This is a genomic window from Rathayibacter rhapontici, assembly GCF_001995175.1.
In the GTDB taxonomy this organism is placed as follows: domain Bacteria; phylum Actinomycetota; class Actinomycetes; order Actinomycetales; family Microbacteriaceae; genus Rathayibacter.
In genome coordinates this window covers 1-25,146 of the sequence record NZ_MUKN01000029.1, presented here as the reverse complement: position 1 = coordinate 25,146, position 25,146 = coordinate 1, and the positions used below count along the sequence as shown (strand labels likewise).

Sequence of the window (25,146 nt, the reverse complement as noted above, 5' to 3'; positions counted from 1 at the left end):
AAGTCTCGAACAGGAACACAGTGCGAGCGGCAGTAGCCCTCGCCGGAGTCGCGGCTGTGGCGGCGAGCACGCTCGCCGCGGCAGGACCGGCGGCCGCGATCAACCGGACGGTGCCGGTGTCGCCCGCGCCGTACGTGTGGTCGGACACGTACAAGTACTCGACTGCGCAGGTGGAGGCCGTGGCAGGGGACGTGACGGAACTGGAGATCGTCCTGCCGTCGGCATCGAAGCCCGCGGCGTTCACCGAGTGGTCGCACCCCGCCTACGAGACCATCGGATGGGAGATCCAGGACGGCGACGGCATCCTCCTCTCGGGCGAATCCACACTGGATGCGACGACGAACTCGATCACTCTGGCCCTGGATCAGCCGCTCGGCTCCTTCGACCTGCCCGGGGCCAAGATCTCCCTCGTCGACGCGGTCAGCCCCGCCACGGACGCCGTCACTCCGCAGGGAGCCGCCACGAACACCGGCTTCATCCTCGACATCGACACCTTCGTGAGCGTCGCGGCACCGGGCACGGGAGCCGACGGCGTCATCGACCTGTCGACCTCCGCCCCCGCCTCGAAGATCAACGGCGGCATCTTCTGGGCCGGCGGAGGACGCCTGTCGACCGTCGCCACGGGTGACGCGCTCGTGCTCGAGTCCGGAGTCGCCGGGTTCTTCGACCTGCAGGGTGTCGGCGCGAAGGTGGGCATCGGGGCCAACCCCGACATCACCGCGCCGTTCACGGTGGACAGCGACGCCTCGGCGATCACGGTCACGCCCCCGCAGTCCTTCTACGACCGCTACGCGGGTCAGGGCGGCACCACGCCCGACGCCGGCCCCTCCGTCGTCATCACGGGTGTGAGCAAGGGCGACGAGCAGCCGGCAGGCTCCGTCGTGCGAGTGAAGGCACCCCTCACCGTCGACGGCACCCCGGTGACCCCGCCGCCCGCCGCGGGCCCGACCGTCACCCGCCTCGCCGGCACCGACCGCCAGGGAACGGCCGTCGAGGTCTCCAAGTCGATCTTCAAGCCCAACGTCCCGGTCGTCTACATCGCCACCGGCTCGAACTTCCCCGACGCCCTCAGCGCCGGCCCGGCGGCGGCGAAGCAGGGCGGACCGCTCCTGCTCGTCGACGCCGACTCGGTGAGCAAGGTCGTCACGGATGAGCTGACGCGCCTCGCGCCGAAGAACATCGTCGTGGTCGGCTCCGCGCTCAGCGTCAGCGACCGCCTCCTCGGCCAGCTCTCCGCCTACGCGCCGGCCGGCAAGACCGTGCGCGTCGGCGGCGTCGACCGCTACGACACGTCCAGGCAGCTCATCCAGCGCGTCTTCGGGTCGAGCGGTTCGTCCGACGCGTGGCTCGCCACGGGGGAGAAGTTCCCCGACGCCCTGAGCGCCAGCGCGGCGGCCGGCTCGTCCGACGCCCCGGTGATCCTCGTCAACGGCGGACTGCCGACGGCCGACGCGACCACGCAGCGGATCGTCTCCGGCCTGCGCGTGGCGGACCTGACCATCGCGGGCAGCCCGCTCTCGGTCAGCACCGGCATCGAGAACTCGCTGGTCGGACCCGCGAAGACCCGCATCGGCGGGACGGACCGCTACGACACGTCGGAGCAGCTCAACCGCGCCGCGTTCAAGAACGCTCCGACCGCGTTCTTCGCGACCGGTGAGAAGTTCCCCGACGCCCTCGCGGGAGCGGCTGCGGCGGGCTACGCCAACGCGCCCCTGTTCGCCGTCCGCCCGGACTGCGTGCCGCGCGCCGTCCTGACCGACCTGAAGAACGCGGGAACGACGCGCGTCGTCCTGCTCGGCGGTGAGGGCACCCTGTCCGAGGCCGTCGAGCAGCTCACGCCCTGCGCCTGAGCCGTCTCCCCGGAGCCCGGGTCCTCCCTGCCGACGGCAGGAGGGCCCGGGCTCTTCCCGTGCACCGGGCCGACCCGGCACACTGTCGGATACGCTGGGTCGAATGGACGGACATGCCCGCGGGACGGGATCGGCGATGCTGACGGACTCGAAGACCTCGCCTCTCGGCGGGGCCGCACCGGCGACGGAGGCCGCGAGGTGAGCGTCCGGCGCTCCAGCTTCGAGGGGCAGCCGCAGGTCACCTACGCGGCCGTCGGCGGCACCCTCGCCCCCGATCTCCTCGAGTACCCGCCGGACGGCTTCACCGCCGAGCGCTTCGAGGCGCGCCTGGGCTCGGGTGACGAGCGCTTCGCCATCACGACCGCCTCGCTGATGACGTGGGGCGTGCAGCGCGGCAGCGGCATCCGCGTCGAGGACATCACGAGCGGCAGCGGTGTGCAGTACACCGGCGTCAACTTCGACTCGGCCGGCACCCCCATCGACCTCACGAGCCGTCCCACCGAGGAGCGGTTCGGCCCGGACGGGACCCCGTACATCACCGCCGGCGTCACCGCCGTGCTCAAGATCGACCTCCTGGGCCGGACCTTCGACGCCCCCGTCCGCGTCGTCTACGTCGTCGACGAGCCCGACCAGGTCGGCTTCGCCTACGGCACGCTCGAGGGGCACCCCGAGAGCGGCGAGGAGTCGTTCGTGGTCGAGAAGCGGGCCGACGACTCCGTCTGGCTCGTCATCCGCGTCTTCTCGCGTCCCTCCACCCGCCTCTACCGGCTCGGCACGCCCGTGCTGCGCGCGGTGCAGAAGAGGCAGGTCAAGAAGTACCTGCGCGCCCTGCTGCCGGCGCGCGTCAGCTGACGTGGGCAGCGCCCTCCCTCTCGCCGATCCCGCTCCGCTCGACGGGCTCCTGCCCGCCTCCGTCGCCACGGGTGCGGAGCAGCGCGACCTCGGCCTGTACGTCCACGTCCCGTTCTGCCGGGTGCGCTGCGGCTACTGCGACTTCAACACCTACACCGCGACCGAGCTGCGCGGAGCGAAGCAGTCCGACTACGCCGAGCAGGCCGTCGCCGAGATGACGCTCGGCGCCGAGGTGCTCCGGCGAGCCGGGCTGCCCGAGCGGCCCGCCGCCACGGTCTTCTTCGGCGGAGGAACTCCCACGCTCCTCCCCGCCGAGGACCTCGTGCGCATGCTCGACGGCCTGCGCACCCGATTCGGCATCGCCGAGGGCGCCGAGATCACGACCGAGGCGAACCCCGACTCCGTCGACGCCGCCTACCTGCGCACGCTCGCCGACGCGGGATTCACGCGGGTCAGCTTCGGGATGCAGTCGGCCGTGCCGCACGTGCTCGCGACCCTCGAGCGCACCCACGACCCCGAGCGCGTCCCGCTGGTGGTCGAGTGGGCGCGCGAGGCGGGCCTGCAGGTCAGCCTCGACCTCATCTACGGCACGCCGGGGGAGTCGCTCGCCGACTGGGAGCGCTCGCTCGACTCCGCCCTGGCGAACCGCCCCGACCACCTCTCGGCGTACGCGCTGATCGTCGAGGACGGGACGAAGCTCGCCCGTCAGATCCGCCGCGGCGAGGTCGCGACCCCCGACGACGACCTCACCGCCGACATGTACGAGCTGGCGGATGCGCGACTCGCGAGCGCGGGGTACTCCTGGTACGAGGTGAGCAACTGGGCGATCGACGACGCGCACCGGTCGCGGCACAACCTGTCCTACTGGCTCGGGCACGACTGGTGGGGCGTCGGTCCGGGCGCCCACAGCCACGTGGGCGGCGTGCGCTGGTGGAACGTGAAGCACCCGGCGGCCTATGCGGATCGGCTGCGCGCGGGATCCTCTCCGGCGGCCGGCCGGGAGACTCTCGACGAGGCGACGCGCGGCGTCGAGGACGTGCTGCTGCGCTCGCGCCTGTCGGACGGGCTGCCGATCGACGCGATCGATCCGGAGCGCCGCCGCGAGGTCGCGGGGCTCATCGCCGACGGGCTGATCGAGGGTCGCGCGGCGCTGCAGGGCCGCGTGGTGCTGACGCTCCGCGGACGCCTGCTGGCCGACGCGGTGGTCCGGCGCCTCACCGACGGCTGACCGGCCCACGCTGGTCGAGCAGCCCGCGCAGCGGGCGTCTCGGGACCGACCCTCCCGGAGGACGCGGGTCTCGACAGGGCGCCTGCGGCGGCTGCTCGACCAGGAGGAGAGGAATGCCGCCCGTGGCGGCTGCTCGATCGGCAGGGATGGCGTCACCCGGCGGTGACCTCGTCCCCTGCTGGTCGAGCAGCCCGCGCAGCGGGCGTCTCGAGACCCGCGACTCCCTCTACTTGAAGAACGGGATGCTCAGCGGGTACGTGTAGTACTCGCCGGCGCTCGCGCGCACCGAGGCGATGATCCCGAAGACGATGACGAGGATCGGCACCACGAGGAACACGATGAAGCCGACCAGCACGAACGACAGGATCGTGCCCGCCACGTAGGCGATCAGCGTCGTGAGGTGGAAGTTCAGCGCGGTCTTCGCGTGCGCCTCCAGGAACGGGCCGCGGCCCTTGAAGACCAGGTACACGATCAGCGACGGGATGAAGCTGAAGAAGATGCCGAGGACGTGGGTGACGATCGCCCAGGTCTTCTCGTCGGCGGGGTTCAGCGGCGGCGCCGGAGTGCTGTACGCGGGCGGCGGGGGAGGGGGCGGCGTGGTGGACATGTGGGCTCCTGTCTCCGACGTGGTCGCGCCGGGCGACCCCCGTGCGCACGGCGTCCATCGTGGCACGTCGTGCGGCGCGGTGTCCCGACACCGCGCGGATCCCGGTCCTCCCCCTCCGCAGCGCTGCTCGCGGGTATGATTGGCACTCGGAGTTGCGGAGTGCCAAGCTCCGAGCGGCGCGACGGCGCCGCGGTGGTCCGTGCCGTGAGGCACGCGGAGCCCGGCGGGAGGTCGGTCGTATGGTGACGGAGCGCGGTCTCCAGGTCCTGCGCGTGATCGTGCAGGACTACGTGGCCCACCGCGAGCCCGTGGGCTCGAAGTCGATCGTCGAGCGGCACGCCTTCGGGGTCTCGGCGGCGACCATCCGCAACGAGATGGCCCAGCTCGAGGAGGAGGAGCTCATCGCGGCTCCGCACACCTCCTCGGGGCGGGTGCCGACCGACAAGGGCTACCGCCTCTTCGTCGACCAGCTGACCGATCTGCGTCCCCTCACCGCCGCCCAGCGCCAGGCGATCGAGACCTTCCTCGGCCAGAGCCCCGACCTCGACGAGGTCCTCGTGAAGACGGTGCGGCTGCTCTCGCAGCTCACCAACAGCGTCGCCCTCGTGCAGTACCCCTCGTTCGGAGCCGCGCGCATCCGCCACGTGGAGCTCGTCGCCCTCGCGCCGCGCCGTCTGCTGTCGGTGCTCATCACCGACACCGGTCGGGTCGATCAGCGCGTCCTCGAGACGCCCGCCGACATCGACGACGAGTTCCTCGGCGAGATCCGCGCCAAGCTGAACACGGCCGTCCTGGGCCTGGGGCTGCAGGCCGCGGCCGAGACGCTGCAGTCCGCGGCCGAGCGCTTCACGCCTGAGCGGCGCGCGGTCCTGTCCCCGATCCTGCAGACCCTGCTCGAGCAGGTCGGCGCCAACCGCCAGGACCGCCTGGTGATGGCGGGCGCCGCCAACCTCGTCCGCACCGAGGAGGACTTCTCGGGCAGCATCTACCCGGTGCTCGAGGCGATCGAGGAGCAGGTGGAGCTGCTGCGCCTGTTCGCCGAGATGGTCCCGGATCCCCGGGGCATCTCGGTCCGCATCGGCCGCGAGAACGCGCCGTTCGGCCTGCAGGAGACGTCCGTCCTCACCAGCGGCTACAACACCGCCGGCGGCCAGGTCTCGCGCCTGGGGGTCCTCGGACCGATCAGGATGGACTACTCCGGCAACATCGCCGCGGTGCGCGCCGTGGCCCGCTACCTCTCCCGCCTCCTCGGCGAGGACTAGCCCGCTCTTCCCGACTCGCCGGTCGCCCCGGCTCCCATCAGGTCCGCCGTGCCCGGTGCACCGACCCACGAACGAAGGACGAAGCCACCTGTGGCCGATCACTACGAAGTGCTGGGCGTCGCCCGCGACGCCTCCGCCGACGAGATCAAGAAGGCGTACCGCCGACTCGCCCGCGAGCTGCACCCCGACGTCAACCCGAGCGCCGACGCCTCCGAGCGCTTCAAGCTCGTCACGCACGCCTACGACGTCCTGAGCGACGCCCAGCAGCGCCAGCAGTACGACCGCGGGCCCCAGGAGGGGTTCCCGGGCGGGGGCCAGGGCTTCGGCGGGTTCGGCGACATCTTCGAGACGTTCTTCGGCCAGGGCGCGCAGGGCTCGTCCCGCGGGCCCCGCTCGCGTCGTGAGCGCGGCCAGGACGCGCTGCTGCGCGTCGAGGTCTCGCTCGACGAGGTCATCTTCGGCACCCACCGCGACCTCGAGGTCGACACGGCGGTGCTCTGCGAGACCTGCCAGGGCTCGTGCTGCCAGCCCGGAACCTCGCCGGTCACTTGCGACATCTGCCACGGCTCCGGCCAGATCCAGCGCACCGTCCGCTCGCTGCTGGGCAACGTGATGACGGCCAGCCCGTGCGGCACGTGCCGCGGCTACGGCACCGTCATCGCCACCCCGTGCTCGACCTGCCAGGGACAGGGCCGCGTCCGCGCGCGCCGCACGATCCCCGTCGACGTCCCCGCGGGCGTCGACACGGGCCTCCGCCTGCAGATGCCGGGCAGCGGCGAGGTCGGCCCGGCCGGTGGCCCCAACGGCGATCTGTACCTCGAGATCAAGGTCAAGCACCACGACGTCTTCAGCCGCAACGGCGACGACCTGCTCGCCACCCTGGAGGTGCAGATGACGGATGCGATCCTCGGCTCCACGACCACGCTCGCGGCGCTCGACGGCGACATCGAGATCGAGATCAAGCCCGGCACGCAGAGCACCGAGATCGTCACGATCAAGGGTCGCGGAGTGACGAAGCTGCGCGGCAACGGGCGCGGCGATCTCCGCGTGGGCATCCAGGTCGTCACTCCGACCAAGCTCGGGCACCGCGAGCGCGAGCTCGTGCAGGAGTTCGCGAAGCACTACAAGCCGCAGAAGCCCGCACTGACCCACTTCCAGCAGGGCCTCTTCTCGAAGCTCCGCGACCGCTTCCTCGGCTGATCGGAGCGCGGCGGTGGCCCACCACTACATCGACGAGTCGCTCGACTCCGGCGACGTCGTCGTCGGCGGCCGGCTGTCCCTGACCGGCGCCGAGGCGCGCCACGCGGCGACCGTGAGCCGGATCCGCGTCGGCGAGACGGTCCGCGTCGGCGACGGGCGGGGCCGCGTCGCGACCGCGGTCGTCGAGAGCTCGGAGCCGTCGCGGGTGGTGCTCGTCGTCGAGTCGGTGCTCGAGTCCGCGCCGCCGTCGCCGAGGCTCGTGCTCGTGCAGGCGCTCGCGAAGGGCGATCGCGACGAGCTCGCCGTGCAGGCCGCGACCGAGCTGGGCGTCGACGAGGTGGTGCCGTGGCAGGCCGCCCGCTCGATCTCGCGGTGGAGCGGCCCCAAGGAGGAGAAGGGCCGGGAGCGCTGGCGCAGCATCGTCCGCGAGGCGAGCAAGCAGTCGCTCCGGGCCCGGGTGCCCGAGGTGTCTCCGGTCGCCTCGACGCGCGCGCTCGCCGACCGGGCGGCGACGGACCGCGTCCTCGTGCTGGAGCCCACCGCCGAGGTCCGGCTGTCGGCGATCGAGCCCGACGGCCGTGATCTCGTGCTCGTCGTGGGGCCCGAGGGCGGCGTCGCTCCGGAGGAGCTGCGGCTGCTCGCGGAGGCGGGTGCCGAGGCGGTCGCGCTCGGCGACACCGTGCTGCGCACCTCCACCGCCGGTCCCGCGGCCATCGCCGTGCTCTCGGCGCGACTGGGCCGCTGGTAGCCGGAGCGCGCGCCCTCGGCGAACGGGGCCCCGTTCGGGCCCCTGCGCCGTTTAAGATGGAGGCATGAGCGAACCCACCGTCTTCACGCGCATCGTCCGGGGCGAGATCCCCGCCGACGTGGTGTTCGAGAACGAGCGGGTTCTCGCCATCACCGACATCGCGCCGAAAGCGCCGGTCCACCTCCTGGTCTTCCCCAAGACCCAGGAGTACGCGACCGTCGCCGAGCTCGGCGCCGCCGACCCGGCCCTCCTCGCAGAGTCGTGCAGGTCGCGCAGACCCTGGCCGACGCCCACTGCGGCGGGCAGTTCCGCCTCGTCTTCAACTCGGGCGAAGCGGCCGGCCAGACCGTGTTCCACGTCCACGCCCACGTCCTGGGCGGACACCTGACGGAAGGCTCCCTTGCCACCGGTTGACCACGCGGGCGACGAGCCCGTTCCCCCGACCACCGCCGAGTCGCCCGCGACCGGCTCGACGGCACCCGGCCCGACGCGGCGCGTCGTCGCCGTCGACGGAGTCGCCATGGTGCGCCTCCTCGGACCTCAGGACCGCCTCATCCGAGCGGTCGAATCGCGATTCCCCGATGTCCAGGTGCACGTGCGCGGCAACGAGGTGACGCTCGAGGGCGAGCGCGCACCCGTCTCCGCTGCGGCGCGCCTGGTGGAAGAACTGGTGACCATGACCGCAGGCGGCCACGACCTCGACCCCGACGGGGTCCGCGAGTCCGCTCGCATCCTCGAGAGCGGCGGGCCGGTCAGCCCGGCCGAGGCCTTCGGGCAGGCGATCCTGACGGCGCGCGGCAAGAGCATCCGCCCGAAGACCCTCGGGCAGCGCGAGTACGTCGACGCCGTCGACCAGAACACCATCGTGTTCGGCATCGGCCCCGCCGGAACGGGCAAGACCTACCTCGCGATGGCGAAGGCCGTCCAGGCCCTGCAGCGCAAGGAGGTCGAGCGGATCATCCTGACCCGCCCGGCGGTCGAGGCGGGGGAGCGGCTCGGGTACCTGCCCGGCTCGCTCACGGACAAGATCGATCCGTACCTGCGGCCGCTCTACGACGCGCTCAACGAGATGATGGATCCGGAGATCGTGCCCAAGCTCCTGGCGGCCGGCACGATCGAGGTCGCTCCGCTCGCCTACATGCGCGGGCGCACGCTCAACAACTCGTTCGTCGTGCTCGACGAGGCCCAGAACACCACGCCCGAGCAGATGAAGATGTTCCTCACCCGGCTGGGCTTCGGCTCGCGGATGGTCATCACCGGTGACATCACGCAGGTCGACCTGCCCACCGGCGCCAGCGGCCTGCGCCTCGTCACGCGCGTGCTCGACGGGATCGACGACATCCACTTCTCGAGGCTGACCAGCGAGGACGTGGTGCGCCACAGCCTCGTCGGCCGCATCGTGGACGCCTACACCGAGTACGACCAGCAGAAGCAGGCCCAGCACTTCGAGCGCGAGCAGGCCCGCGAGTTCGCCAACCGCGCGGAGCGGCGTGCGGGCTCTCCGCGCTCCGCCGGCGACGCGCAGCCCAAGCGCCCGCGCGGCTGACCCGCGCGCCCGACCCACACCGACGAAGAGGAACACCGCCCCCGTGAGCATCGAGATCAACAACGAGTCGAGCGTCCCCGTCGACGAGGCGGCGCTGCTGCGCCTCGCCGGCTACGCGCTCGACTCGCTGCACGTGCACCCCGACGCCGAGCTCGCGATCGTCCTGGTCGACGAGGGCGCGATGGAGCAGCTGCACGTGCAGTGGATGGACGAGCCGGGCCCGACCGACGTGCTCAGCTTCCCGATGGACGAGCTGCGTCCCGGCACCGAGGACGAGCAGACCCCCGCGGGCCTGCTCGGCGACATCGTGCTCTGCCCGCAGGTCGCGCAGACCCAGGCCGAGGCCGCGGGCCACTCGGTCCTCGACGAGCTGCTGCTGCTGACCGCGCACGGGCTCCTGCACCTGCTCGGCTTCGACCACGCGGAAGCGGAGGAGGAGCGCGAGATGTTCGGCATCCAGCGCGACATCCTCGTGGGCTTCCACATCAGCGAGCGACGCCGCTAGGCCTCGCCGTGCTGACCCTCCAGCTCCTCATCGCCGCTCTGGCGCTCGTCGCCGTCGGCGGCTGGTTCGCCGCCACCGACGCCGCCCTGGGCGTCCTCTCGCGCAGCGACGTGCTCGAGATGGCGAGCCACTCGCGCAGCTCCCGCGCGCTGAAGGCGATCGCGGGCGACATGAGCGCCCACGTCAACGTCGTCAACTTCTCGCGGATCGCCGCAGAGACGACCGCCGCGGTGTTCGTCACCACGGTGCTCGTCGTGGTCGTCGACCAGCTCTGGCTCGCTCTGCTGCTGGCGATCCTCATCATGGCCGCCGTGTCGTTCGTCCTGGTGGGCTCGAGCCCGCGCAGCGTCGGCCGGGCGCACGCCCGGGCGGTCCTGGGCTCGAGCGCGTCGCTGGTGCACGTCCTGCGGGTCGCGCTGGGCCCCGTGGCCCACGGACTGGTCGCCCTGGGCAACCGCGTCACCCCCGGCACCGGCCGCTCGGCGGGCTTCTCGTCCGAGGAGCAGCTGCTCAGCATGGTCGACGAGGCCACCGAGCAGTCCGTGCTCGAGCAGGACGACCGCGAGCTCATCCACTCGATCTTCGAGTTCAACGACACCCTCGTCCGCGAGGTGATGGTCCCGCGGACCGACATGGTGACGATCGAGGCGACCGCGTCGATCGGAGCCGGCATGGGGCTCCTGCTCAGCCGCGGGATCTCGAGGCTCCCCGTCATCGGCGAGGGCGTCGACGACGTGCTGGGCGTCCTCTACCTGCGCGACGTCGCGCGCCACACCTACGAGCGCCCCGACGACGACGACGTCGTCGCGGACCTCGCCCGGCCGGCGCTGTTCGTGCCCGAGTCGAAGAAGGCCGACGAGCTGCTGCGCCAGATGCAGCTCGAGTCGAACCACCTCGCGATGGTCGTCGACGAGTACGGCGGCATCGCCGGCCTCGTCACGCTCGAGGACCTCATCGAGGAGCTGGTCGGCGACATCTCGGACGAGTACGACCGCGAGGTCGACCTGTTCGAGGAGATCGAGCCGGGCGTCTACCGCGTCTCGGCGCGCCTCCCGGTCGACGAGCTCGGCGAGCTGTTCGAGATCGACCTCGAGGACGACGACGTCGACTCCGTCGGCGGACTGCTCACCAAGGCCTACGGACGCCTGCCCGATCGCGGAGCCAGCGCCCGCGTCGGAGGCGTGATCCTCGAGGCGGAGCAGGCCGATGCCCGCCGGGGCACGATCTCGACTGTCCTCGTTCGGCGCGATCCCGATCACGATCCTGCGAACGAGTCGGGCACCGGACCCGTGCCGATCGTGGGCGGCGACGGCGAGGACGCCGCCGAGGGCGCTCCGACCGGGGATACTCGGAGCCGGGACCCCCGGTCGCGCGACACCCGCGCGCGGGACGGACGGGCCGCCCTGGCCCGCGCCGCGCAGGCCCGGGCAGCGGGCACCCCCGCCGAGGACAGACAGAACGAGGACGCACGATGACCGACACCAGCCCGCCCACGACGCCCTTCCGCGCGGGATTCGTGTCGTTCGTCGGCCGCCCCAACGTCGGCAAGTCGACCCTGACGAACGCCCTCGTGGGCGAGAAGATCGCCATCACGAGCTCCAAGCCCCAGACGACCCGCCGGGCGATCCGCGGCATCGTGCACCGGCCCGGCGGCCAGCTGATCGTCGTCGACACCCCGGGCATCCACCGCCCGCGCACCCTGCTCGGCGAGCGGCTCAACTCCCTCGTGACCTCCACGCTCGGCGACGTCGACGTGATCGGGATGCTCTTCCCGGCCGATGAGCCGATCGGCCCCGGTGACCGCTTCATCAACGAGCAGCTCGACGCCTTCCCGCGCGCCCGGAAGGTCGCGATCGTCTCGAAGGTCGACCTCTCGTCGAAGAAGTCGGTCGCGAAGCAGCTGCTGGCCGTCTCGGAGCTGCGCGAGTGGGACACGATCGTGCCGATCTCTGCAGTGACCGACGAGCAGCTCGACGTGCTCGCCGTGGAGCTCCTCCGCCTGATGCCGGTGTCGCCCGCGCTGTACCCCGAGGAGGCCGTGACCGACGAGGACCTCGGCTCGCGCATCGCGGAGTTCATCCGCGAGGCCGCTCTCGAGGGCGTCTCGGACGAGCTGCCGCACTCCCTGGCCGTGACCCTCGACGACATGGTCGAGCGCGAGGACGGCTCCTTCATCGACATCTACGCCAACGTCTTCGTCGAGCGCGACAGCCAGAAGGGCATCATCATCGGCAAGGGCGGTCAGCGCCTCCGCGAGGTCGGCGCCGTCTCGCGGGAGCAGATCGAGCGGCTCCTCGGTCGCCGGGTGTTCCTCTCGATCCGGGTGAAGGTCGCCAAGGAGTGGCAGCGCGACCCGAAGCTGCTCGGCCGACTCGGCTTCTGATCCCGTCGGCGCACGCCGATCAGCCGCCGGGACGACGACGCCGCCGCGCCCGACGTCTAGCGTGAGAGGCATGCGCGTGCTCCTGGACCGTCCGGCGACGCTCCCGATCGCGGGGGCGCTGCTCGCGGCCGCGCACCTGCTGGCGCTCGCGAGCGGCGTGTCGACCGCGCATCCGTCCGCCGGCCTGCTCCTCGGCCTCGCGCTCGCGCTGGCCGGCTTCCTGCCCGCGCTCGCGCCCACCCTGACCGCCGCGGGCCTCCTCCTCGGTGGAGCAGTCCCGGTGGCGGGCCTGCCGCTCGACGGCGTGGTCGTCGGCGCGGTCGTGCTCTGGTCGACCGCGCGGCGCCTCGGCCCGTGGACCCGGTCGCTGACCCTGGTCGGAGCCCTGCTGCTCTCCGGGCTCGGCGGGATCGTCGCGGCGGCGTCGCTCCGCCCGTCCCTCGACGGCCCCGAGCCGTCGCAGAGCATCGACTTCCTCGTCCTCGTCGCGGTGGCGGTTCTCGCCGCGGCGGTCCTGGCGGCGGTCGCGGTGCTGTCCTTCCGCTGGGGGCTCCGATCGCCGGTCGGGCCGGAGGATCGCATCGAGCGGCTCCTGGTGCGCCTCGCCGGACCGCAGGACGCCTTCGCGGTCGGATCGGCCGGCGCGCAGGCCCTCGTGCTGCTCGCGATCTCGGTCGTGCCGTACTCGGTGGACGTCGATTCGCTGCACCCGTTCGTGGCAGGAGTGCTGGCCGTCGCGCTCGTGCTGCATCGCCGCGCGCCCGGACTCGCCCTCGGCATCGCGTGGGTCGGCGCTGTTCTGCAGATGAGTGTCCGGCTGGAGCCCGCTCCCTCCGATCTGGCGATCCTGGTCGTGCTCTTCGGTGCAGGAGCGGCCGCGTCGAAGCGGGTGCGTACGGCAGGGGCGGTCTCTGCCGTCGCCGGCTCGATGGTCGCGGTGGCGTACCTCTCGGTCGCCTTCGGGCTGGCTCAGGGATCACCCAGGGATCTGATCTCCCTCGTGGCGTCGTTCGGCGGGCTCCTCGCGACGCTCGGACTCTCGTGGACGGTCGGACTGCTCTCGCGCGCCGCGCGACGCGCCCGCGAAGGGCAGGCGCTCCGCGACGAGGCGGAGCGCGAGCGGGCGCGGGCGCAGCGCGAGCTCGACACCGTCGAGGAGCGCAACCGGATCGCCCGCGACATGCACGACGTCGTCGCCCACTCGCTCGCCGTCGTCATCGCCCAGGCCGACGGCGCCCGCTACCTCGGCGCCGCCAGCCCCGAGCAGACCGACGCGGCCCTGCTGACCATCTCGGGAGTGGCGCGCGACGCGCTCGGCGACGTCCGCCAGCTCCTCGCGCAGCTCCGGCACAGCCAGGCGGACGGCCCCCAGCCCGAGGCGCGCGACCTTCCCGCGCTGCTCGAGAGCGTGAGCGGCACCGGTGCGCCGGTGCGCTCGGAGCTCGGGCTCGACCTCGAGTCCGTGCCGCGCGCCACCGGGCTCGCGTTGTACCGGATCACCCAGGAGGCGACCACGAACGCGCTCCGCCACGGCCGCCCCGGCGCTCCGCTCGACGTCGCCCTGCGTCGCGACGGCGCCGACGTCGTGCTCACCGTCCGCAACGCCCGCTGCGAGGACGCGCTCGCGACCCCGGGGGAGGGCCACGGCCTCATCGGGATGCGCGAGCGCGCGGTCCTCGCGGGCGGAGCCCTGCAGGCCGGGCCGGTGGGCGACGACTTCGTCGTCGACGCCCGACTGCCCGCTCCCGTCGTCCCGCCGCGCACCGCACCCGTCCCGCTCGACCCGTCGCTCGCCTCCGGAGGCACCCCGTCATGACCGACCCCATCCGCATCGTCCTCGTCGACGACCAGGCGCTCTTCCGCGCCGGCATCCGCATGCTCCTGAGCTCCCAGCCCGACCTCGAGGTGGTGGGCGAGGCGTCGGACGGCGCCGAGGGCGCCGAGCTGGTGGGCCGCGTCGCACCGGACGTGGTGCTGATGGACATCCGGATGCCCGGCGTCGACGGCATCGAGTCCACCCGGCGGATCCTCGCACGGGCCGCCGAGACGGGGACGGAGCCGCCGCGCATCCTCGTCCTCACGACCTTCGACCTCGACGAAGCGGCGGCCCGGGCCATCCGCGCCGGGGCGAGCGGCTTCCTCCTCAAGGACACCGAGCCGGGCTTCCTCCTCGCCTCGGTGCGGACGGTCCACGCCGGGACGGCCGTCGTCGCCGCCTCCGCGACCCGCGAGCTGTTCGAGCACTTCGGAGCGCCGGGCAGCGGACGCGAGACGCCCGCGGCCTTCTCGACGCTGACCGATCGCGAGCGCGAGATCTTCCACCACGCCGCGAGGGGCCTGAGCAACACCGAGATCGCGACGGCGGAGTTCCTCAGCGAGGCGACCGTCAAGACCCACATCAGCCGGACCCTCGGCAAGCTGGGGCTCCGCGACCGCGTGCAGCTCGTCGTCTACGCCTACGAGAACGGCCTCGTCGCCTGAGCGCCTGCGGGTGACCCCGGCGCCGCGCAGTGCTAGCCTGGCCGCGTGCGCTTCGGTCTGCTCCTTCTTAGCTGCCGCGACGAGTCCTAACCCCCAGGCCTCCCTCGTCGCGGAGTCCGTCGACGCCTGATCGCAGTTCCCTTCGCGAGGTCGCATCCGACACCGGATCCCCGCGAGACCGACACGGGCGCGCATCCGCGCCAGGAGACCCCATGAAGAACACGCAGAAGCCCTCGTCCATGCCGATCCGCAAGTACCGGCCCTACCACGAGCAGATCACCGTCGATCTGCCCGACCGCACGTGGCCGACCAAGCGGATCACCGCGGCCCCGCGCTGGTGTGCGGTGGACCTCCGCGACGGCAACCAGGCGCTGATCGACCCGATGAGCCCCGAGCGCAAGCGGATCATGTTCGACCTGCTCGTCTCGATGGGCTACAAGGAGATCGAGGTCGGCTTCCCCAGCGCCAGCCAGACCGACTTCGACTTCGTGCGCAGCCTCATCGAGGAGGGCGCGATCCCCGAGGACGTCACCATCCAGGTGCTGACCCAGGCCCGCGATCACCTCATCGAGCGCACCTACGAGTCGATCCGCGGAGCCCGCCAGGCCATCGTGCACCTCTACAACTCGACCAGCGTCCTGCAGCGCGAGGTCGTGTTCCGCAAGGACCGCCAGGGGATCATCGACATCGCCCTCGCCGGCGCGCGCAAGTGCCGCGAGATGGAGGCGAGCGTGCCCGGGACGACCGTCTACTACGAGTACTCGCCCGAGAGCTACACCGGCACCGAGCTCGAGTTCGCGCGCGACATCTGCGACCGCGTCGTCGAGGTCTTCGAGCCCACCCCCGACCGCAAGGTCATCCTGAACCTGCCCGCCACCGTCGAGATGGCGACGCCCAACGTCTACGCCGACTCGATCGAGTGGATGAGCCGGAACCTGGCTCAGCGCGAGAACATCATCCTGTCGCTGCACCCCCACAACGACCGCGGCACGGCCGTCGCCGCCGCCGAGCTGGGCTACCTGGCCGGCGCAGACCGGATCGAGGGCTGCCTCTTCGGCAACGGCGAGCGCACCGGCAACGTCGACCTCGTCGCGCTGGGCGTCAACCTGTTCACCCAGGGCATCGACCCCCAGATCGACTTCGGCGACATGGACGGCATCAAGCGCACCGCCGAGTACTGCAACCAGCTGGCCGTGCCGGAGCGCAGCCCCTGGGCGGGCGACCTGGTCTTCACCGCGTTCAGCGGCTCGCACCAGGACGCCATCAAGAAGGGCTTCGAGGCCATGGAGGCCGAGGCCGAGCGCACCGGCCGCGGCGTCGACGAGCTCACGTGGGCCGTGCCGTACCTGCCGGTCGACCCGAAGGACCTCGGGCGCTCCTACGAGGCGGTCATCCGCGTGAACTCGCAGTCGGGCAAGGGCGGAGTCGCGTACCTGCTGAAGACCGACCACGCGCTGGACCTGCCGCGCCGCCTCCAGATCGAGTTCTCGGGTGTCGTGCAGGCCAAGACCGACGCCGAGGGCGGCGAGGTCACGAGCGAGCAGATCTGGACGATCTTCCAGGACGAGTACCTGCCCGCTCCCGCGCACCGCGCCGACGAGAAGTGGGGGCGCTTCGAGCTGACCCGCACGAGCACCTCGAGCGACATGGGCGGCACGATCGCCCTCAACGCGGTGCTGCGCGTCGGCGACGAGATCATCGAGGCGAACGCCTCCGGCAACGGCCCGGTCAACGCCTTCGAGTCCGTGCTGGCGCAGCACGGCGTCGAGGTGCGGGTGCTGGACTACGTCGAGCACGCTCTCAGCGCCGGCGGCGACGCGCTGGCCGCCTCCTACGTCGAATGCTCGGTCAACGGCCGCACCCTCTGGGGCGTGGGGGTCGACGCCGACATCTCGACCGCCTCGCTCAAGGCGATCGTCTCGGCCGTGAACCGCGCCCTGCGCGAAGAGGCGCCCGCCCTCGAGCTGGCCGCCACCTCGGTCTGATCCGTCCGGCCGAGGGAACCCCGGCCTGTCGAGGGAGCCTGCATCAGCGGGTTCCCTCGACGGGTCGGGGTTCCCTCGGTTCACGGCCCGTCTAGGCGCGGCGGCGCCAGTGGAGGCGGGGGACCCGGTTCAGGGCGCGCTGCTCGGGCAGGCTCCAGCCGTAGCGCACGGCCAGCAGGCGGATCAGCGTGGTGACGCCCACGGCGAGCGGCGCGGCGAAGTCGATGAGCATCCCGAAGCGCAGGCCCGCCACGAGCACGGCCGTACCGGCGGTCGCGGCGATCGCGTAGAGCGAGCCCACGTGCATCAGCGCGATCGGCCGGTTGAGCAGCACGTCGCGGATGACCGACCCGCCGACCGCCGACACCGTGCCGACGAAGACGGCCGGCACCTCCGGCACGCCGAGCGCCAGCGCCTTCGTCGTGCCGATCGCGCCGAAGAGCCCGAGCGTCAGGGCGTCGAGCGCGGTGATCGTGCCGTCGACGCGGTTCAGCACGTGCTGGAGCAGCATCCCGACCAGCGAGGCGGCGACCGCGACGATCAGGTAGGCGTTGGTGTGCAGGGCCACGAGAGGGGTCTGCAGCAGCAGATCGCGCAGCACGCCGCCGCCCAGCCCGGTCGCCGTGCCGATGATCGTCACGCCGAGCAGGTCGATCCGGCGGTCGCGGAACTCGCCCGCGAACATCGCGCCCTGGAGGCAGCCGATGGCGATCGCGAGGAGGTCGGCCCAGGCGGGGATCACGAAGAGGGTGTCGGCCACCGGCCCATCGTTCCACGCTCGCGTCGATCGACCGGCCCGACGGCCAGGAGGTTGTCGGTGGCGGGGAGGATAATCGAGCTCATGCCCACCTACCGTGACGAAGCCGTGGTGCTCCGCACGCACAAACTGGGCGAGGCGGATCGCATCGTGACCCTGCTCTCTCGCGGGCACGGCAAGATCCGCGCCGTCGCCAAGGGCGTCCGCAAGACCGGATCCAAGTTCGGCTCGCGGCTCGAGCCGTTCATGGTCGCCGATCTGCAGCTGTACGAGGGCCGCAGCCTCGACATCGTCACGCAGGCCGAGTCGATCGGCGCCTACGGCGCCCTGATCGCCGCCGACTACGACTGCTACACCGCCGCCAACGCCATGGTCGAGACAGCAGACCGGCTGACCGACTCCGACGCGTCCCTCCAGCAGTACCTGCTGCTCGTGGGCGCGCTGCGCTCGCTCTCGCGACGCGAGCACGAGCCGGTGCTGACCCTCGACTCCTATCTCCTGCGCGCGCTGTCGATCGCGGGCTGGGCGCCGAGCTTCGAGGACTGCGCCAGGTGCGGCGCCCCCGGACCGCACGGCGCCGTGGTCGTGCAGCTGGGCGGCGTGGTCTGCGAGGACTGCACGCCTCCCGGAGCCCCGCGCGTCGCTCCGGAGGTCGTCGTGCTGCTCGGCGCTCTGCTCTCCGGCGACTGGGCGCACGCCGAGTCCACCGAGCCCTCGACCCGGTCGCGCGCGAGCGGAGTCGTCGCCGCCTACACGCAGTTCCACCTCGAACGAGGACTGAGATCCCTGGAGCACGTCACCCGATGAAGCCCTTCACCCACAAGGACGCCGAGCCCTACCGCGAGCTCGACTGGACCGGGCTGTACCCGCCGGACGTGCCGCGGAAGGCCGTCCCCGGTCACGTCGCGATCGTCATGGACGGCAACGGCCGCTGGGCCAACGGGCGCGGGCTCACCCGCATCGAGGGGCACAAGCGCGGTGAGGCGGCGCTGCTCGACGTCGTGGCGGGAGCGATCCAGATCGGGGTGAAGCACCTCAGCGTCTACGCGTTCTCGACCGAGAACTGGAAGCGCTCGCCCGAGGAGGTGCGCTTCCTGATGGGGTTCAACCGCGACGTGCTGCACCGCCGTCGCGACCAGCTCAACGAGTGGGGCGTGCGCATCCGCTGGGCGGGGCGGAAGCCCCGGCTCTGGGCCTCGGTGATCAACGAGCTGCAGTTCGCCGAGAAGCTGACCGCGGGCAACGACGTCCTGACGCTCACGATGTGCGTCAACTACGGCGGCCGCACCGAGATCGCGGACGCCGTGCAGCGGCTCGCGGGCGAGGTCGCGGCGGGCAGGCTCAAGCCGTCCGGCATCACCGAGAAGACGATCGCGAAGGCGCTCTACGTGCCCGAGATGCCCGACGTCGACCTCTTCCTGCGCTCCTCGGGAGAGCAGCGCACCAGCAACTTCCTGCTCTGGCAGAGCGCGTACGCCGAGATGGTGTTCCTCGACCGGCTGTGGCCCGACTTCTCGCGGACCGACCTGTGGGAGGCGATCGAGCACTACTCCGGTCGCTCCCGCCGCTTCGGCGGTGCCGTCGACGTGCCGGGGGCCGCGACGTGATCCGTGTCGCCGTCGTCGGCTACGGGCTGGCGGGCAGCGTGTTCCACGGTCCGTTCCTGGCCGCCGATCCGTCGTTCGAGATCGTCGCGGTGGCGACGTCGAACGCGGTGCGGGCCGCGAGCGCCGCCGCCGCTCATCCCGGAGCGCGGATCGTCGCCGACACCGCCGCCGCCCTCGCCGAGCGCCCGGACCTCGTGGTGCTCGCGTCTCCGCCGTCGGTGCATCGCGAGCAGGCGGTCGCCGTGCTCGAGGCGGGCGTCGCGGTCGTGGTCGACAAGCCGTTCGCACCGAGCATCGCCGATGCCGAGGCGATCGTCGCGGCGTCCGAGGCGGGCGGCGCGCCCGTCCTCGTGTTCCAGAACCGGCGCTGGGACGCGGACTTCCTGACGGTGCGGCGACTGCTCGACGAGGGCGCCCTCGGCGAGGTCGTGCGCTTCGAGTCGACGTTCGAGCGCTGGAGCGCGCCGAAGACCGGGCGCTGGCAGAGCGCGATCGGCCCGGAGCAGGGCGGCGGGATCCTCTTCGACCTCGGCAGCCACCTCGTCGACCAGGCGCTCGTGCTCTTCGGACCCGCGACCGTCACCGCCGCCGAGACGCGAGTGATGCACGCGGGCGGGGCGAGCGAGGACGACGCCTTCGTGTCGCTCCTGCACCGCAGCGGGGTCCGCTCGCACCTGGCCATGAGCCGCGTCGCCCGGGCGACCGGGCCGCGGTTCCGCGTCCTCGGCACCGGAGCCGCCTTCTCCGTCGACGGGCTCGATCCGCAGGAGAACGCCCTGCGGCACGGGGGAGCGCGGGTGGACGACGCCGGCTTCGGCGAGGTCCCGCGCGAGGCGTGGGGAGTGCTGACGGACGACTCCGGACGCCGCCCCGTGCCCAGCGAGCGCGGCCGCTACGCGTCCTTCTACGAGGGCGTCGCCCGCACCCTGCAGGAGGGCGCCCCGGCGCCCGTCGACGTGCGCGAGGCCCTCGCCGTCGTCGCGGTGATCGAGCAGGCGCACGCCCTCGCGGCCCGCTGAGGACCGACGCGCCCGGCGTGGGAGCGCTCTTGGCGATCCGGCGGGGGAGGGGGATCCTCGAAGGGTGAGTACTCCAGGCCCGTCCGTGACCGCCCTGCGCGAGCGGTTCGCCGGCGCGCGCGGCTATCACAACGCCTGCACGCTCGGCCTGCCTCCGCGCGAGAGCGTCGAGGCGCTGCGCCTCGACCTCGACCGCTGGGCCGCGGGCGAGAACACGGCCGCCGGCTACGGCGACGTCGCCGAGCGCGCCCGGGCCTCCTTCGCGGGGATGGTCGGCGTCCCCGTCGAGCGCGTCGCGATCGGCTCGCAGACCTCGGCGATGGCCTCAGTCCTCGCGGGCTCGCTGCCGGACGGCGCGCGGGTGCTCTGCGTCGACGGCGACTTCTCCTCCATCGTCTTCCCGTTCCTCGCCCAGGCCCACCGCGGCATCACCGTGCGCTCGGTGCCGCTGGAGGCGCTGGCCGACTCGGTCGAGCCCGCCGACGACCTGGTCGTCTTCTCGGCCGTGCAGTCCAGGAGCGGAGCGGTCGCCGACCTCGACGCGGTCATCGAGGCGGCCTCCCGGTGCGGGGCGCGGACCGCGTGCGACCTGACCCAGGCGGCGGGAGTGCTGCCCGTCGACGCCTCCCGCTTCGACGCCACGCTCACCCACGCGTACAAGTGGCTCTGCTCGCCCCGCGGAGTCGCGTTCCTCACGGTCTCGCCGGAGTACGCCGCCGAGCTCGTGCCGCTGCAGGCCGGCTGGTACTCGGGGGAGGACGTCTGGTCGTCCTGCTACGGGCCGGCGATGCACCTCGCCGAGAACGCCCGCCGGTTCGACGTCTCGCCCGCCTGGCAGGCGTTCGTGGGAGCGGAGGCGTCGCTCGCCCTGCTCGGCTCGCTCGACGTCGACGAGGTCTGGCGGCACGCCTCCGGTCTCGGAGACCTGCTGTGCGAGCGGCTCGATCGCGACCCGCAGCACCGGGCGATCGTCTCGTGGCCGGACGAGGACGGCGCGGACCTGGCGCGCCTGCTCGAGGCGGGCATCAAGGTGTCGGGACGCGGCGGGCGGCTGCGGGTCGCGTTCCACGTCTGGAACGACGAGTCCGACGTGGACGAGCTGGTCCGGCTGCTGCGGGAATAGCGGCGGCCCTGCTCGGTTGTCCTCGGAGTGAGCGACTCCCAGCCCCCCATCACCGTCGACGTCTGGTCGGACATCGCGTGCCCCTGGTGCTACATCGGCAAGCGCAGGTTCGAGCGCGGGCTCGAGGCCTTCCGCCTCGCCCACCCGGAGGCGCCCGCCGTGGCGATCGAGTACCGCAGCTTCGAGCTGTCGCCGGACACCCCCGAGGACTACCGCGGGGGCGAAGCGGCGTTCCTGGCCGAGCACAAGGGGATCCCCGAGGCGCAGGCGCAGCAGATGCTCGACACCGTGACCGCCATCGCGGCGAGCGTCGGGCTCGACTACCGCTTCGAGACGGTGCGGCACGTCAAGACCGTCACCGCGCACCAGGCGCTGCACCACGCGAAGGCGCAGGGCCTGCAGCTCGAGCTGAAGGAGCGGCTCCTGAGCGCGTACTTCGTCGAGGGCCGCGATCTCGCGGATCCGGCGGTCCTCGCGTCGCTCGCCGCCGAGGTCGGCCTCGACGAGGCCGAGACGGCGCAGGTCCTCGCGGAGCAGCGCCACCTGCCCGACGTGCAGGCCGACATCGCTCAGGCCCGCGAGTACGGGATCAACGGCGTTCCGTTCTTCGTCCTCGACGGCCGCTTCGGCGTCTCGGGCGCACAGGAGCCGCAGGCGTTCACCGAGGTGCTCGAGCACGTCCTCGAGCAGCGGGTGAGCGCGTCGTGAGCTTCGAGATGCTCGGAGCCGCCGGCGTGCCCGTCTGCGAGGACGGGGTCTGCGCCGTGCCGGCCGTGGCGCCCGATCCCGCTGCGGTCAGCGCGGAGGCTCCTCGACGCTGATGTCGGCCACCTCGGCGCCGTAGGCGTCGATCAGCGCGTCGGCGTCGACGAAGGCGCTGCGACCCGGAGTCCCGGCGCCCATGGCGATGCGCCGGCCACGGATGCGCTCGTCGGCGACGACGGGCCAGGCGGTCGTGGAGCCGATCGGCGTGATGGTTCCGCGACGGTACCCGGTGGCCTCGAACGCCACCGACTCCTCGGGCATCCTCAGCTTGTTCACTCCGACCACCGCGCGCAGCTTCGGCCACGAGATCTGCCGTCCGCCGGGGATCAGCGCGAAGAGCAGCCCGCCGTCGTGGCGCTTCACGACGAGCGACTTGACGATCGTGCCCGGCTCGATTCCGAGCAGTCCCGCGGCCTCGTCGAGGCTCCCGGCCTCGGGCCTCTCGACGACCTCCACGTCCAGTCCGCGCGCCCGGGCGTCCGCCTCGAAGCGCGTCGCCCCGTCCTCCCCAGCATCGATCGTGCTCATCGATCCGCCTCCTCTGCTCGTCTCGCCTTCCCCAACACAGGATCTGGGAGAATCGATACCGATGTCCTCCACTCTTCTGGCCCCACCGCCCGCGCGACCCGCGCCGGCGCTGCGCATCGGCCCCCTCCAACTCGACGCGCCGGTCGTCCTCGCTCCCATGGCGGGGATCACCAACACCGCGTTCCGCCGCCTCTGCCGCGAGTTCGGCGCGGGGCTCTACGTGAGCGAGATGATCACCTCCCGCGCGCTCGTCGAGCGCACGCCGGAGTCGATGCGCCTCATCCGCCACCATCCCAGCGAGTCCGTGCGCTCCATCCAGCTCTACGGAGTCGACCCGAAGACGGTCGCCGAGGCGGTCACCATGCTCGTCGCGGAGGACCGCGCCGACCACATCGACCTCAACTTCGGCTGCCCGGTCGCCAAGGTGACCAGGAAGGGCGGGGGAGCGGCGCTGCCGTGGAAGCTGCCCCTGTTCCGGCAGATCGTCGAGGGTGCGGTGAAGGCCGCGGGCGACGTGCCGCTGACCGTCAAGATGCGCAAGGGCATCGACGCCGATCACCTCACCTACCTCGAGGCGGCCCGTGCGGCCGAGGCGGCGGGAGTCGCCTCCATCGCCCTCCACGCCCGCACCGCGTCCGAGTTCTACAGCGGCCACGCCGACTGGTCGGCCATCGCGACGCTGAAAGAGGCGATCACGAGCGTGCCCGTGCTCGGCAACGGCGACATCTGGTCGGCCGAGGACGCGCTGCGGATGATGGCCGAGACCGGCTGCGACGGCGTCGTGGTCGGCCGCGGCTGCCTCGGCCGCCCATGGCTGTTCGGCGACCTCGCCGCGGCCTTCGCCGGCTCGGACCAGCGGTTCCGCCCGACGCTGGGCCAGGTGGCCGTCGCGTTCCGCCGGCACGCCGAGCTCATCTGCGAGTTCTTCGAGAGCGAGGAGCGCGGCTGCCGCGACATCCGCAAGCACGTCGCCTGGTACTTCAAGGGCTACCCCGTCGGCGGGGAGCTGCGTGCGCGCATGGCGTCGGCCGAGACCCTCGCCGAGCTCGACGAGCTGCTCGCGCAGCTCGATCCCGAGGTGCCCTACCCCGGCGAGGCGGCCGAGGGCCAGCGCGGTCGCGCCGGCTCGCCGAAGGTCCCGTCGCTGCCCGATCGCTGGCTCGAGTCCCGCGAGCTCGACGCCGGCCAGCGGGCCGACGTGTCGGCCGCCGAAGTCCACCACAGCGGTGGATGACCGCGCGCTCTGGGGGTACTCGCTCGTCGATGTCGAGCGGTTCCTGCCGGAGGAGCACTCCACCCGCCGGTCCGATTTCGCGCGCGACCGCGCTCGGCTGTTCCACTCCAGCGCCCTGCGCCGCCTCGCGGCCAAGACGCAGGTGCTCAGCCCCACGGCCGGGGTCGACTTCGCCCGCAACCGCCTGACTCACTCGCTCGAGGTGGCGCAGATAGGCCGCGAGCTCGCGACGAGCCTCGACCTCGACCCCGACGTCGTCGACACCGCCTGCCTCGCGCACGACATCGGCCATCCGCCCTTCGGCCACAACGGCGAGCGCGCGCTCAACGCCTGGGCCGACGGCATCGGCGGCTTCGAGGGAAACGCGCAGACCTTCCGCCTGCTCACCCGCCTCGAGCCGAAGGTGTTCGGCGACGACGACCGCCCCTACGGTCTGAACCTCACCCGCGCGAGCCTCGACGCCAGCTGCAAGTACCCGTGGCCCGACACGCGCTCCGTCGCGGACCCCTCCGGTCGGGCGAAGTTCGGGTTCTACGCCGACGACGCCCCCGCGTTCGCCTGGATGCGCGAGGGCGCCCCCGAGGGCGTGCGCTGCATCGAGGCCGAGGTGATGGACCTCTCGGACGACATCGCCTACTCGGTGCACGACTTCGAGGACGCCGTCGTCTCGGGCTACATCGACGTCGAGGCGCTCGGCTCCCGCAGCGACCACGACGACCTCGTCGCCTCGATGCACGCCTGGGTCGGCGACGAGATCGAGCACGCCGAGCTCGTGTCCGCCTTCGACCGCCTCGACTCGCTCGACGTCTGGCTCGACTCGTGGGACGGCTCCCGCCGCGATCAGGCGCGCCTGAAGAACCTGACCAGCCAGCTCATCGGGCGGTTCGCCGCGGCCGCCACCGAGGCGACCCGCGAGGCGTACTCCCACCCCGACCTCGTCCGCTTCGGCGGCCACGTCGTGGTGCCGCGCGAGCAGCAGGCCGAGATCGCGGTCCTCAAGGGCATCGTCGCGACCTTCGTCATGTCGCGGAACACCCGCCAGCCCATCTACGCCCAGCAGCGCGAGGTCCTCACCCGCCTCGCCGACACCCTCCTCGAGCGCGGCGAGGGCGTCCTCGAGCCCGGCTTCGCCGAGGACTGGCGCGCGAACGACTCCGACGACGCCCGCCGCCGCGTCGTCGTCGACCAGGTCGCCAACCTCACCGACCAGAGCGCCCTGGCGTGGTTCGAGAGGCTGTGTCCATGACGGGGCCGGTCCCTGCCCGGCCCCGCGCGGTCGGCTCTCGTGGATGGTCGCGTTCTGCAGAGCGGGTCGCGTCCGCCTAGGGCGATCCGCTGGCACGCGGATCGCCCGTTCGGCGGTGCCGATGCGGGGCCGGTCCCTGCGCGGCCCCGCGCTGTCGGCTCGGGCGGGTGGTCGCGTTCTGCAGAGCGGGGTGCGTTCCGTTCCGCGGTGCCGATACGGG

Annotated in this window: 23 protein-coding genes and 1 pseudogene; 21 read left to right on the top strand and 3 right to left on the bottom strand. The window is 72.3% G+C overall.

Annotated features, from left to right (window positions below; genetic code table 11):
- Window positions 1-20 precede the first annotated feature (20 nt).
- The 3 genes from B0T42_RS10775 (at window position 21) to hemW (ending at window position 3,930) form a co-directional block, all read left to right on the top strand.
- Complete coding sequence (locus tag B0T42_RS10775) at window positions 21-1,850, top strand: cell wall-binding repeat-containing protein (RefSeq protein ID WP_139344482.1); 1,830 nt, start codon at window positions 21-23, stop codon at window positions 1,848-1,850.
- A gap of 198 nt (window positions 1,851-2,048) precedes the next feature.
- The gene (locus B0T42_RS10770; protein WP_055792909.1) at window positions 2,049-2,702 is read left to right on the top strand and encodes a DUF1990 family protein; all 654 of its coding nucleotides are present in this window, start codon (window positions 2,049-2,051) and stop codon (window positions 2,700-2,702) included.
- A gap of 1 nt (window position 2,703) precedes the next feature.
- Window positions 2,704-3,930, top strand: coding sequence for a radical SAM family heme chaperone HemW (gene hemW / locus B0T42_RS10765; protein ID WP_077223148.1), 1,227 nt, complete (start codon window positions 2,704-2,706; stop codon window positions 3,928-3,930).
- A gap of 226 nt (window positions 3,931-4,156) precedes the next feature.
- Here the strand turns inward: hemW and B0T42_RS10760 are convergent, their stop codons facing one another.
- Window positions 4,157-4,537 (bottom strand): DUF4870 domain-containing protein, encoded by a 381-nt coding sequence (locus tag B0T42_RS10760; RefSeq protein ID WP_077223147.1) that lies wholly within the window; start codon window positions 4,535-4,537, stop codon window positions 4,157-4,159.
- A 239-nt stretch (window positions 4,538-4,776) separates the two neighbouring features.
- On the opposite strand from B0T42_RS10760, the gene hrcA reads away from it, so the two are divergent.
- From hrcA to leuA, 11 genes and pseudogenes are all read left to right on the top strand, one after another.
- A complete protein-coding gene (hrcA, locus tag B0T42_RS10755) occupies window positions 4,777-5,799 on the top strand; it encodes a heat-inducible transcriptional repressor HrcA (protein ID WP_077223146.1) in 1,023 nt (340 codons plus the stop codon).
- A gap of 90 nt (window positions 5,800-5,889) precedes the next feature.
- Window positions 5,890-6,999: a molecular chaperone DnaJ gene (gene dnaJ / locus B0T42_RS10750; RefSeq protein ID WP_077223145.1), complete on the top strand. Its 1,110-nt coding sequence runs from the start codon at window positions 5,890-5,892 to the stop codon at window positions 6,997-6,999.
- A gap of 13 nt (window positions 7,000-7,012) precedes the next feature.
- The gene (locus B0T42_RS10745) at window positions 7,013-7,747 is read left to right on the top strand and encodes a 16S rRNA (uracil(1498)-N(3))-methyltransferase (protein WP_077223144.1); all 735 of its coding nucleotides are present in this window, start codon (window positions 7,013-7,015) and stop codon (window positions 7,745-7,747) included.
- Window positions 7,748-7,811: 64 nt separating this feature from the next.
- Window positions 7,812-8,161 (top strand): annotated as a pseudogene (locus tag B0T42_RS10740) (HIT domain-containing protein).
- A 106-nt stretch (window positions 8,162-8,267) separates the two neighbouring features.
- Window positions 8,268-9,293, top strand: coding sequence for a PhoH family protein (locus tag B0T42_RS10735; RefSeq protein ID WP_077223165.1), 1,026 nt, complete (start codon window positions 8,268-8,270; stop codon window positions 9,291-9,293).
- A 43-nt stretch (window positions 9,294-9,336) separates the two neighbouring features.
- Window positions 9,337-9,798 (top strand): rRNA maturation RNase YbeY, encoded by a 462-nt coding sequence (ybeY, locus tag B0T42_RS10730; RefSeq protein ID WP_055792884.1) that lies wholly within the window; start codon window positions 9,337-9,339, stop codon window positions 9,796-9,798.
- 8 nt (window positions 9,799-9,806) lie between these two features.
- Entirely contained in the window at window positions 9,807-11,273 is a 1,467-nt protein-coding gene (locus B0T42_RS10725; RefSeq protein WP_077223143.1) for a hemolysin family protein, read from the top strand.
- Window positions 11,270-12,181: a GTPase Era gene (era, locus tag B0T42_RS10720; RefSeq protein ID WP_077223142.1), complete on the top strand. Its 912-nt coding sequence runs from the start codon at window positions 11,270-11,272 to the stop codon at window positions 12,179-12,181. The genes B0T42_RS10725 and era overlap by 4 nt, the downstream gene beginning before the upstream one ends.
- A 70-nt stretch (window positions 12,182-12,251) precedes the next feature.
- Window positions 12,252-13,997 (top strand): sensor histidine kinase, encoded by a 1,746-nt coding sequence (locus B0T42_RS10715; RefSeq protein ID WP_077223141.1) that lies wholly within the window; start codon window positions 12,252-12,254, stop codon window positions 13,995-13,997.
- Window positions 13,994-14,662: a response regulator gene (locus tag B0T42_RS10710; protein ID WP_055792875.1), complete on the top strand. Its 669-nt coding sequence runs from the start codon at window positions 13,994-13,996 to the stop codon at window positions 14,660-14,662. The genes B0T42_RS10715 and B0T42_RS10710 overlap by 4 nt, the downstream gene beginning before the upstream one ends.
- Before the next feature lie 212 nt (window positions 14,663-14,874).
- Window positions 14,875-16,647, top strand: a complete 1,773-nt coding sequence (gene leuA, locus B0T42_RS10705) for a 2-isopropylmalate synthase (protein ID WP_077223140.1) — start codon at window positions 14,875-14,877, stop codon at window positions 16,645-16,647.
- 91 nt (window positions 16,648-16,738) lie between these two features.
- Here leuA and B0T42_RS10700 read toward each other — a convergent pair whose 3' ends face one another.
- On the bottom strand, window positions 16,739-17,407 hold the full coding sequence (locus B0T42_RS10700) for a trimeric intracellular cation channel family protein (RefSeq protein ID WP_077223139.1): 669 nt from the start codon (window positions 17,405-17,407) through the stop codon (window positions 16,739-16,741).
- 81 nt (window positions 17,408-17,488) lie between these two features.
- Between B0T42_RS10700 and recO the strand changes: the two genes are divergently transcribed.
- From recO to B0T42_RS10675, 5 genes are all read left to right on the top strand, one after another.
- A complete protein-coding gene (gene recO, locus B0T42_RS10695) occupies window positions 17,489-18,211 on the top strand; it encodes a DNA repair protein RecO (protein ID WP_077223138.1) in 723 nt (240 codons plus the stop codon).
- On the top strand, window positions 18,208-19,011 hold the full coding sequence (locus B0T42_RS10690) for an isoprenyl transferase (RefSeq protein ID WP_077223137.1): 804 nt from the start codon (window positions 18,208-18,210) through the stop codon (window positions 19,009-19,011). The genes recO and B0T42_RS10690 overlap by 4 nt, the downstream gene beginning before the upstream one ends.
- Window positions 19,008-20,030 (top strand): Gfo/Idh/MocA family protein, encoded by a 1,023-nt coding sequence (locus B0T42_RS10685; protein WP_077223136.1) that lies wholly within the window; start codon window positions 19,008-19,010, stop codon window positions 20,028-20,030. Before B0T42_RS10690 ends, B0T42_RS10685 begins: the two co-directional genes overlap by 4 nt.
- Window positions 20,031-20,094: 64 nt before the next feature.
- Window positions 20,095-21,153 carry an aminotransferase class V-fold PLP-dependent enzyme gene (locus B0T42_RS10680; protein ID WP_236720227.1) on the top strand — a complete coding sequence of 353 codons (1,059 nt, stop codon included), beginning with the start codon at window positions 20,095-20,097 and terminating at the stop codon, window positions 21,151-21,153.
- Window positions 21,154-21,180: 27 nt separating this feature from the next.
- Entirely contained in the window at window positions 21,181-21,861 is a 681-nt protein-coding gene (locus B0T42_RS10675; RefSeq protein ID WP_077223134.1) for a DsbA family oxidoreductase, read from the top strand.
- Between the two features lie 87 nt (window positions 21,862-21,948).
- Here the strand turns inward: B0T42_RS10675 and B0T42_RS10670 are convergent, their stop codons facing one another.
- Window positions 21,949-22,446: an aminoacyl-tRNA deacylase gene (locus B0T42_RS10670; protein WP_077223133.1), complete on the bottom strand. Its 498-nt coding sequence runs from the start codon at window positions 22,444-22,446 to the stop codon at window positions 21,949-21,951.
- Window positions 22,447-22,507: 61 nt separating this feature from the next.
- Here B0T42_RS10670 and dusB point away from each other — a divergent pair, with 61 nt between their 5' ends.
- The gene (gene dusB / locus B0T42_RS10665; protein ID WP_077223132.1) at window positions 22,508-23,680 is read left to right on the top strand and encodes a tRNA dihydrouridine synthase DusB; all 1,173 of its coding nucleotides are present in this window, start codon (window positions 22,508-22,510) and stop codon (window positions 23,678-23,680) included.
- Window positions 23,673-24,926, top strand: a complete 1,254-nt coding sequence (locus tag B0T42_RS10660; protein ID WP_077223131.1) for a deoxyguanosinetriphosphate triphosphohydrolase — start codon at window positions 23,673-23,675, stop codon at window positions 24,924-24,926. Before dusB ends, B0T42_RS10660 begins: the two co-directional genes overlap by 8 nt.
- The last annotated feature ends 220 nt before the right edge of the window (window positions 24,927-25,146 follow it).

What these genes read in the sequence shown, in the direction of transcription:
- leuA (WP_077223140.1), top strand. Translation starts at nt 14,875, where the DNA reads ATGAAGAACACGCAGAAGCCCTCGTCCATGCCGATCCGCAAGTACCGG.
- hrcA (WP_077223146.1), top strand. Translation starts at nt 4,777, where the DNA reads ATGGTGACGGAGCGCGGTCTCCAGGTCCTGCGCGTGATCGTGCAGGAC.
- B0T42_RS10690 (WP_077223137.1), top strand. Translation starts at nt 18,208, where the DNA reads ATGAAGCCCTTCACCCACAAGGACGCCGAGCCCTACCGCGAGCTCGAC.
- B0T42_RS10760 (WP_077223147.1), bottom strand. Translation starts at nt 4,537, where the DNA reads ATGTCCACCACGCCGCCCCCTCCCCCGCCGCCCGCGTACAGCACTCCG.
- B0T42_RS10710 (WP_055792875.1), top strand. Translation starts at nt 13,994, where the DNA reads ATGACCGACCCCATCCGCATCGTCCTCGTCGACGACCAGGCGCTCTTC.
- B0T42_RS10715 (WP_077223141.1), top strand. Translation starts at nt 12,252, where the DNA reads ATGCGCGTGCTCCTGGACCGTCCGGCGACGCTCCCGATCGCGGGGGCG.
- dusB (WP_077223132.1), top strand. Translation starts at nt 22,508, where the DNA reads ATGTCCTCCACTCTTCTGGCCCCACCGCCCGCGCGACCCGCGCCGGCG.
- B0T42_RS10670 (WP_077223133.1), bottom strand. Translation starts at nt 22,446, where the DNA reads ATGAGCACGATCGATGCTGGGGAGGACGGGGCGACGCGCTTCGAGGCG.
- recO (WP_077223138.1), top strand. Translation starts at nt 17,489, where the DNA reads ATGCCCACCTACCGTGACGAAGCCGTGGTGCTCCGCACGCACAAACTG.
- B0T42_RS10735 (WP_077223165.1), top strand. Translation starts at nt 8,268, where the DNA reads ATGGTGCGCCTCCTCGGACCTCAGGACCGCCTCATCCGAGCGGTCGAA.
- era (WP_077223142.1), top strand. Translation starts at nt 11,270, where the DNA reads ATGACCGACACCAGCCCGCCCACGACGCCCTTCCGCGCGGGATTCGTG.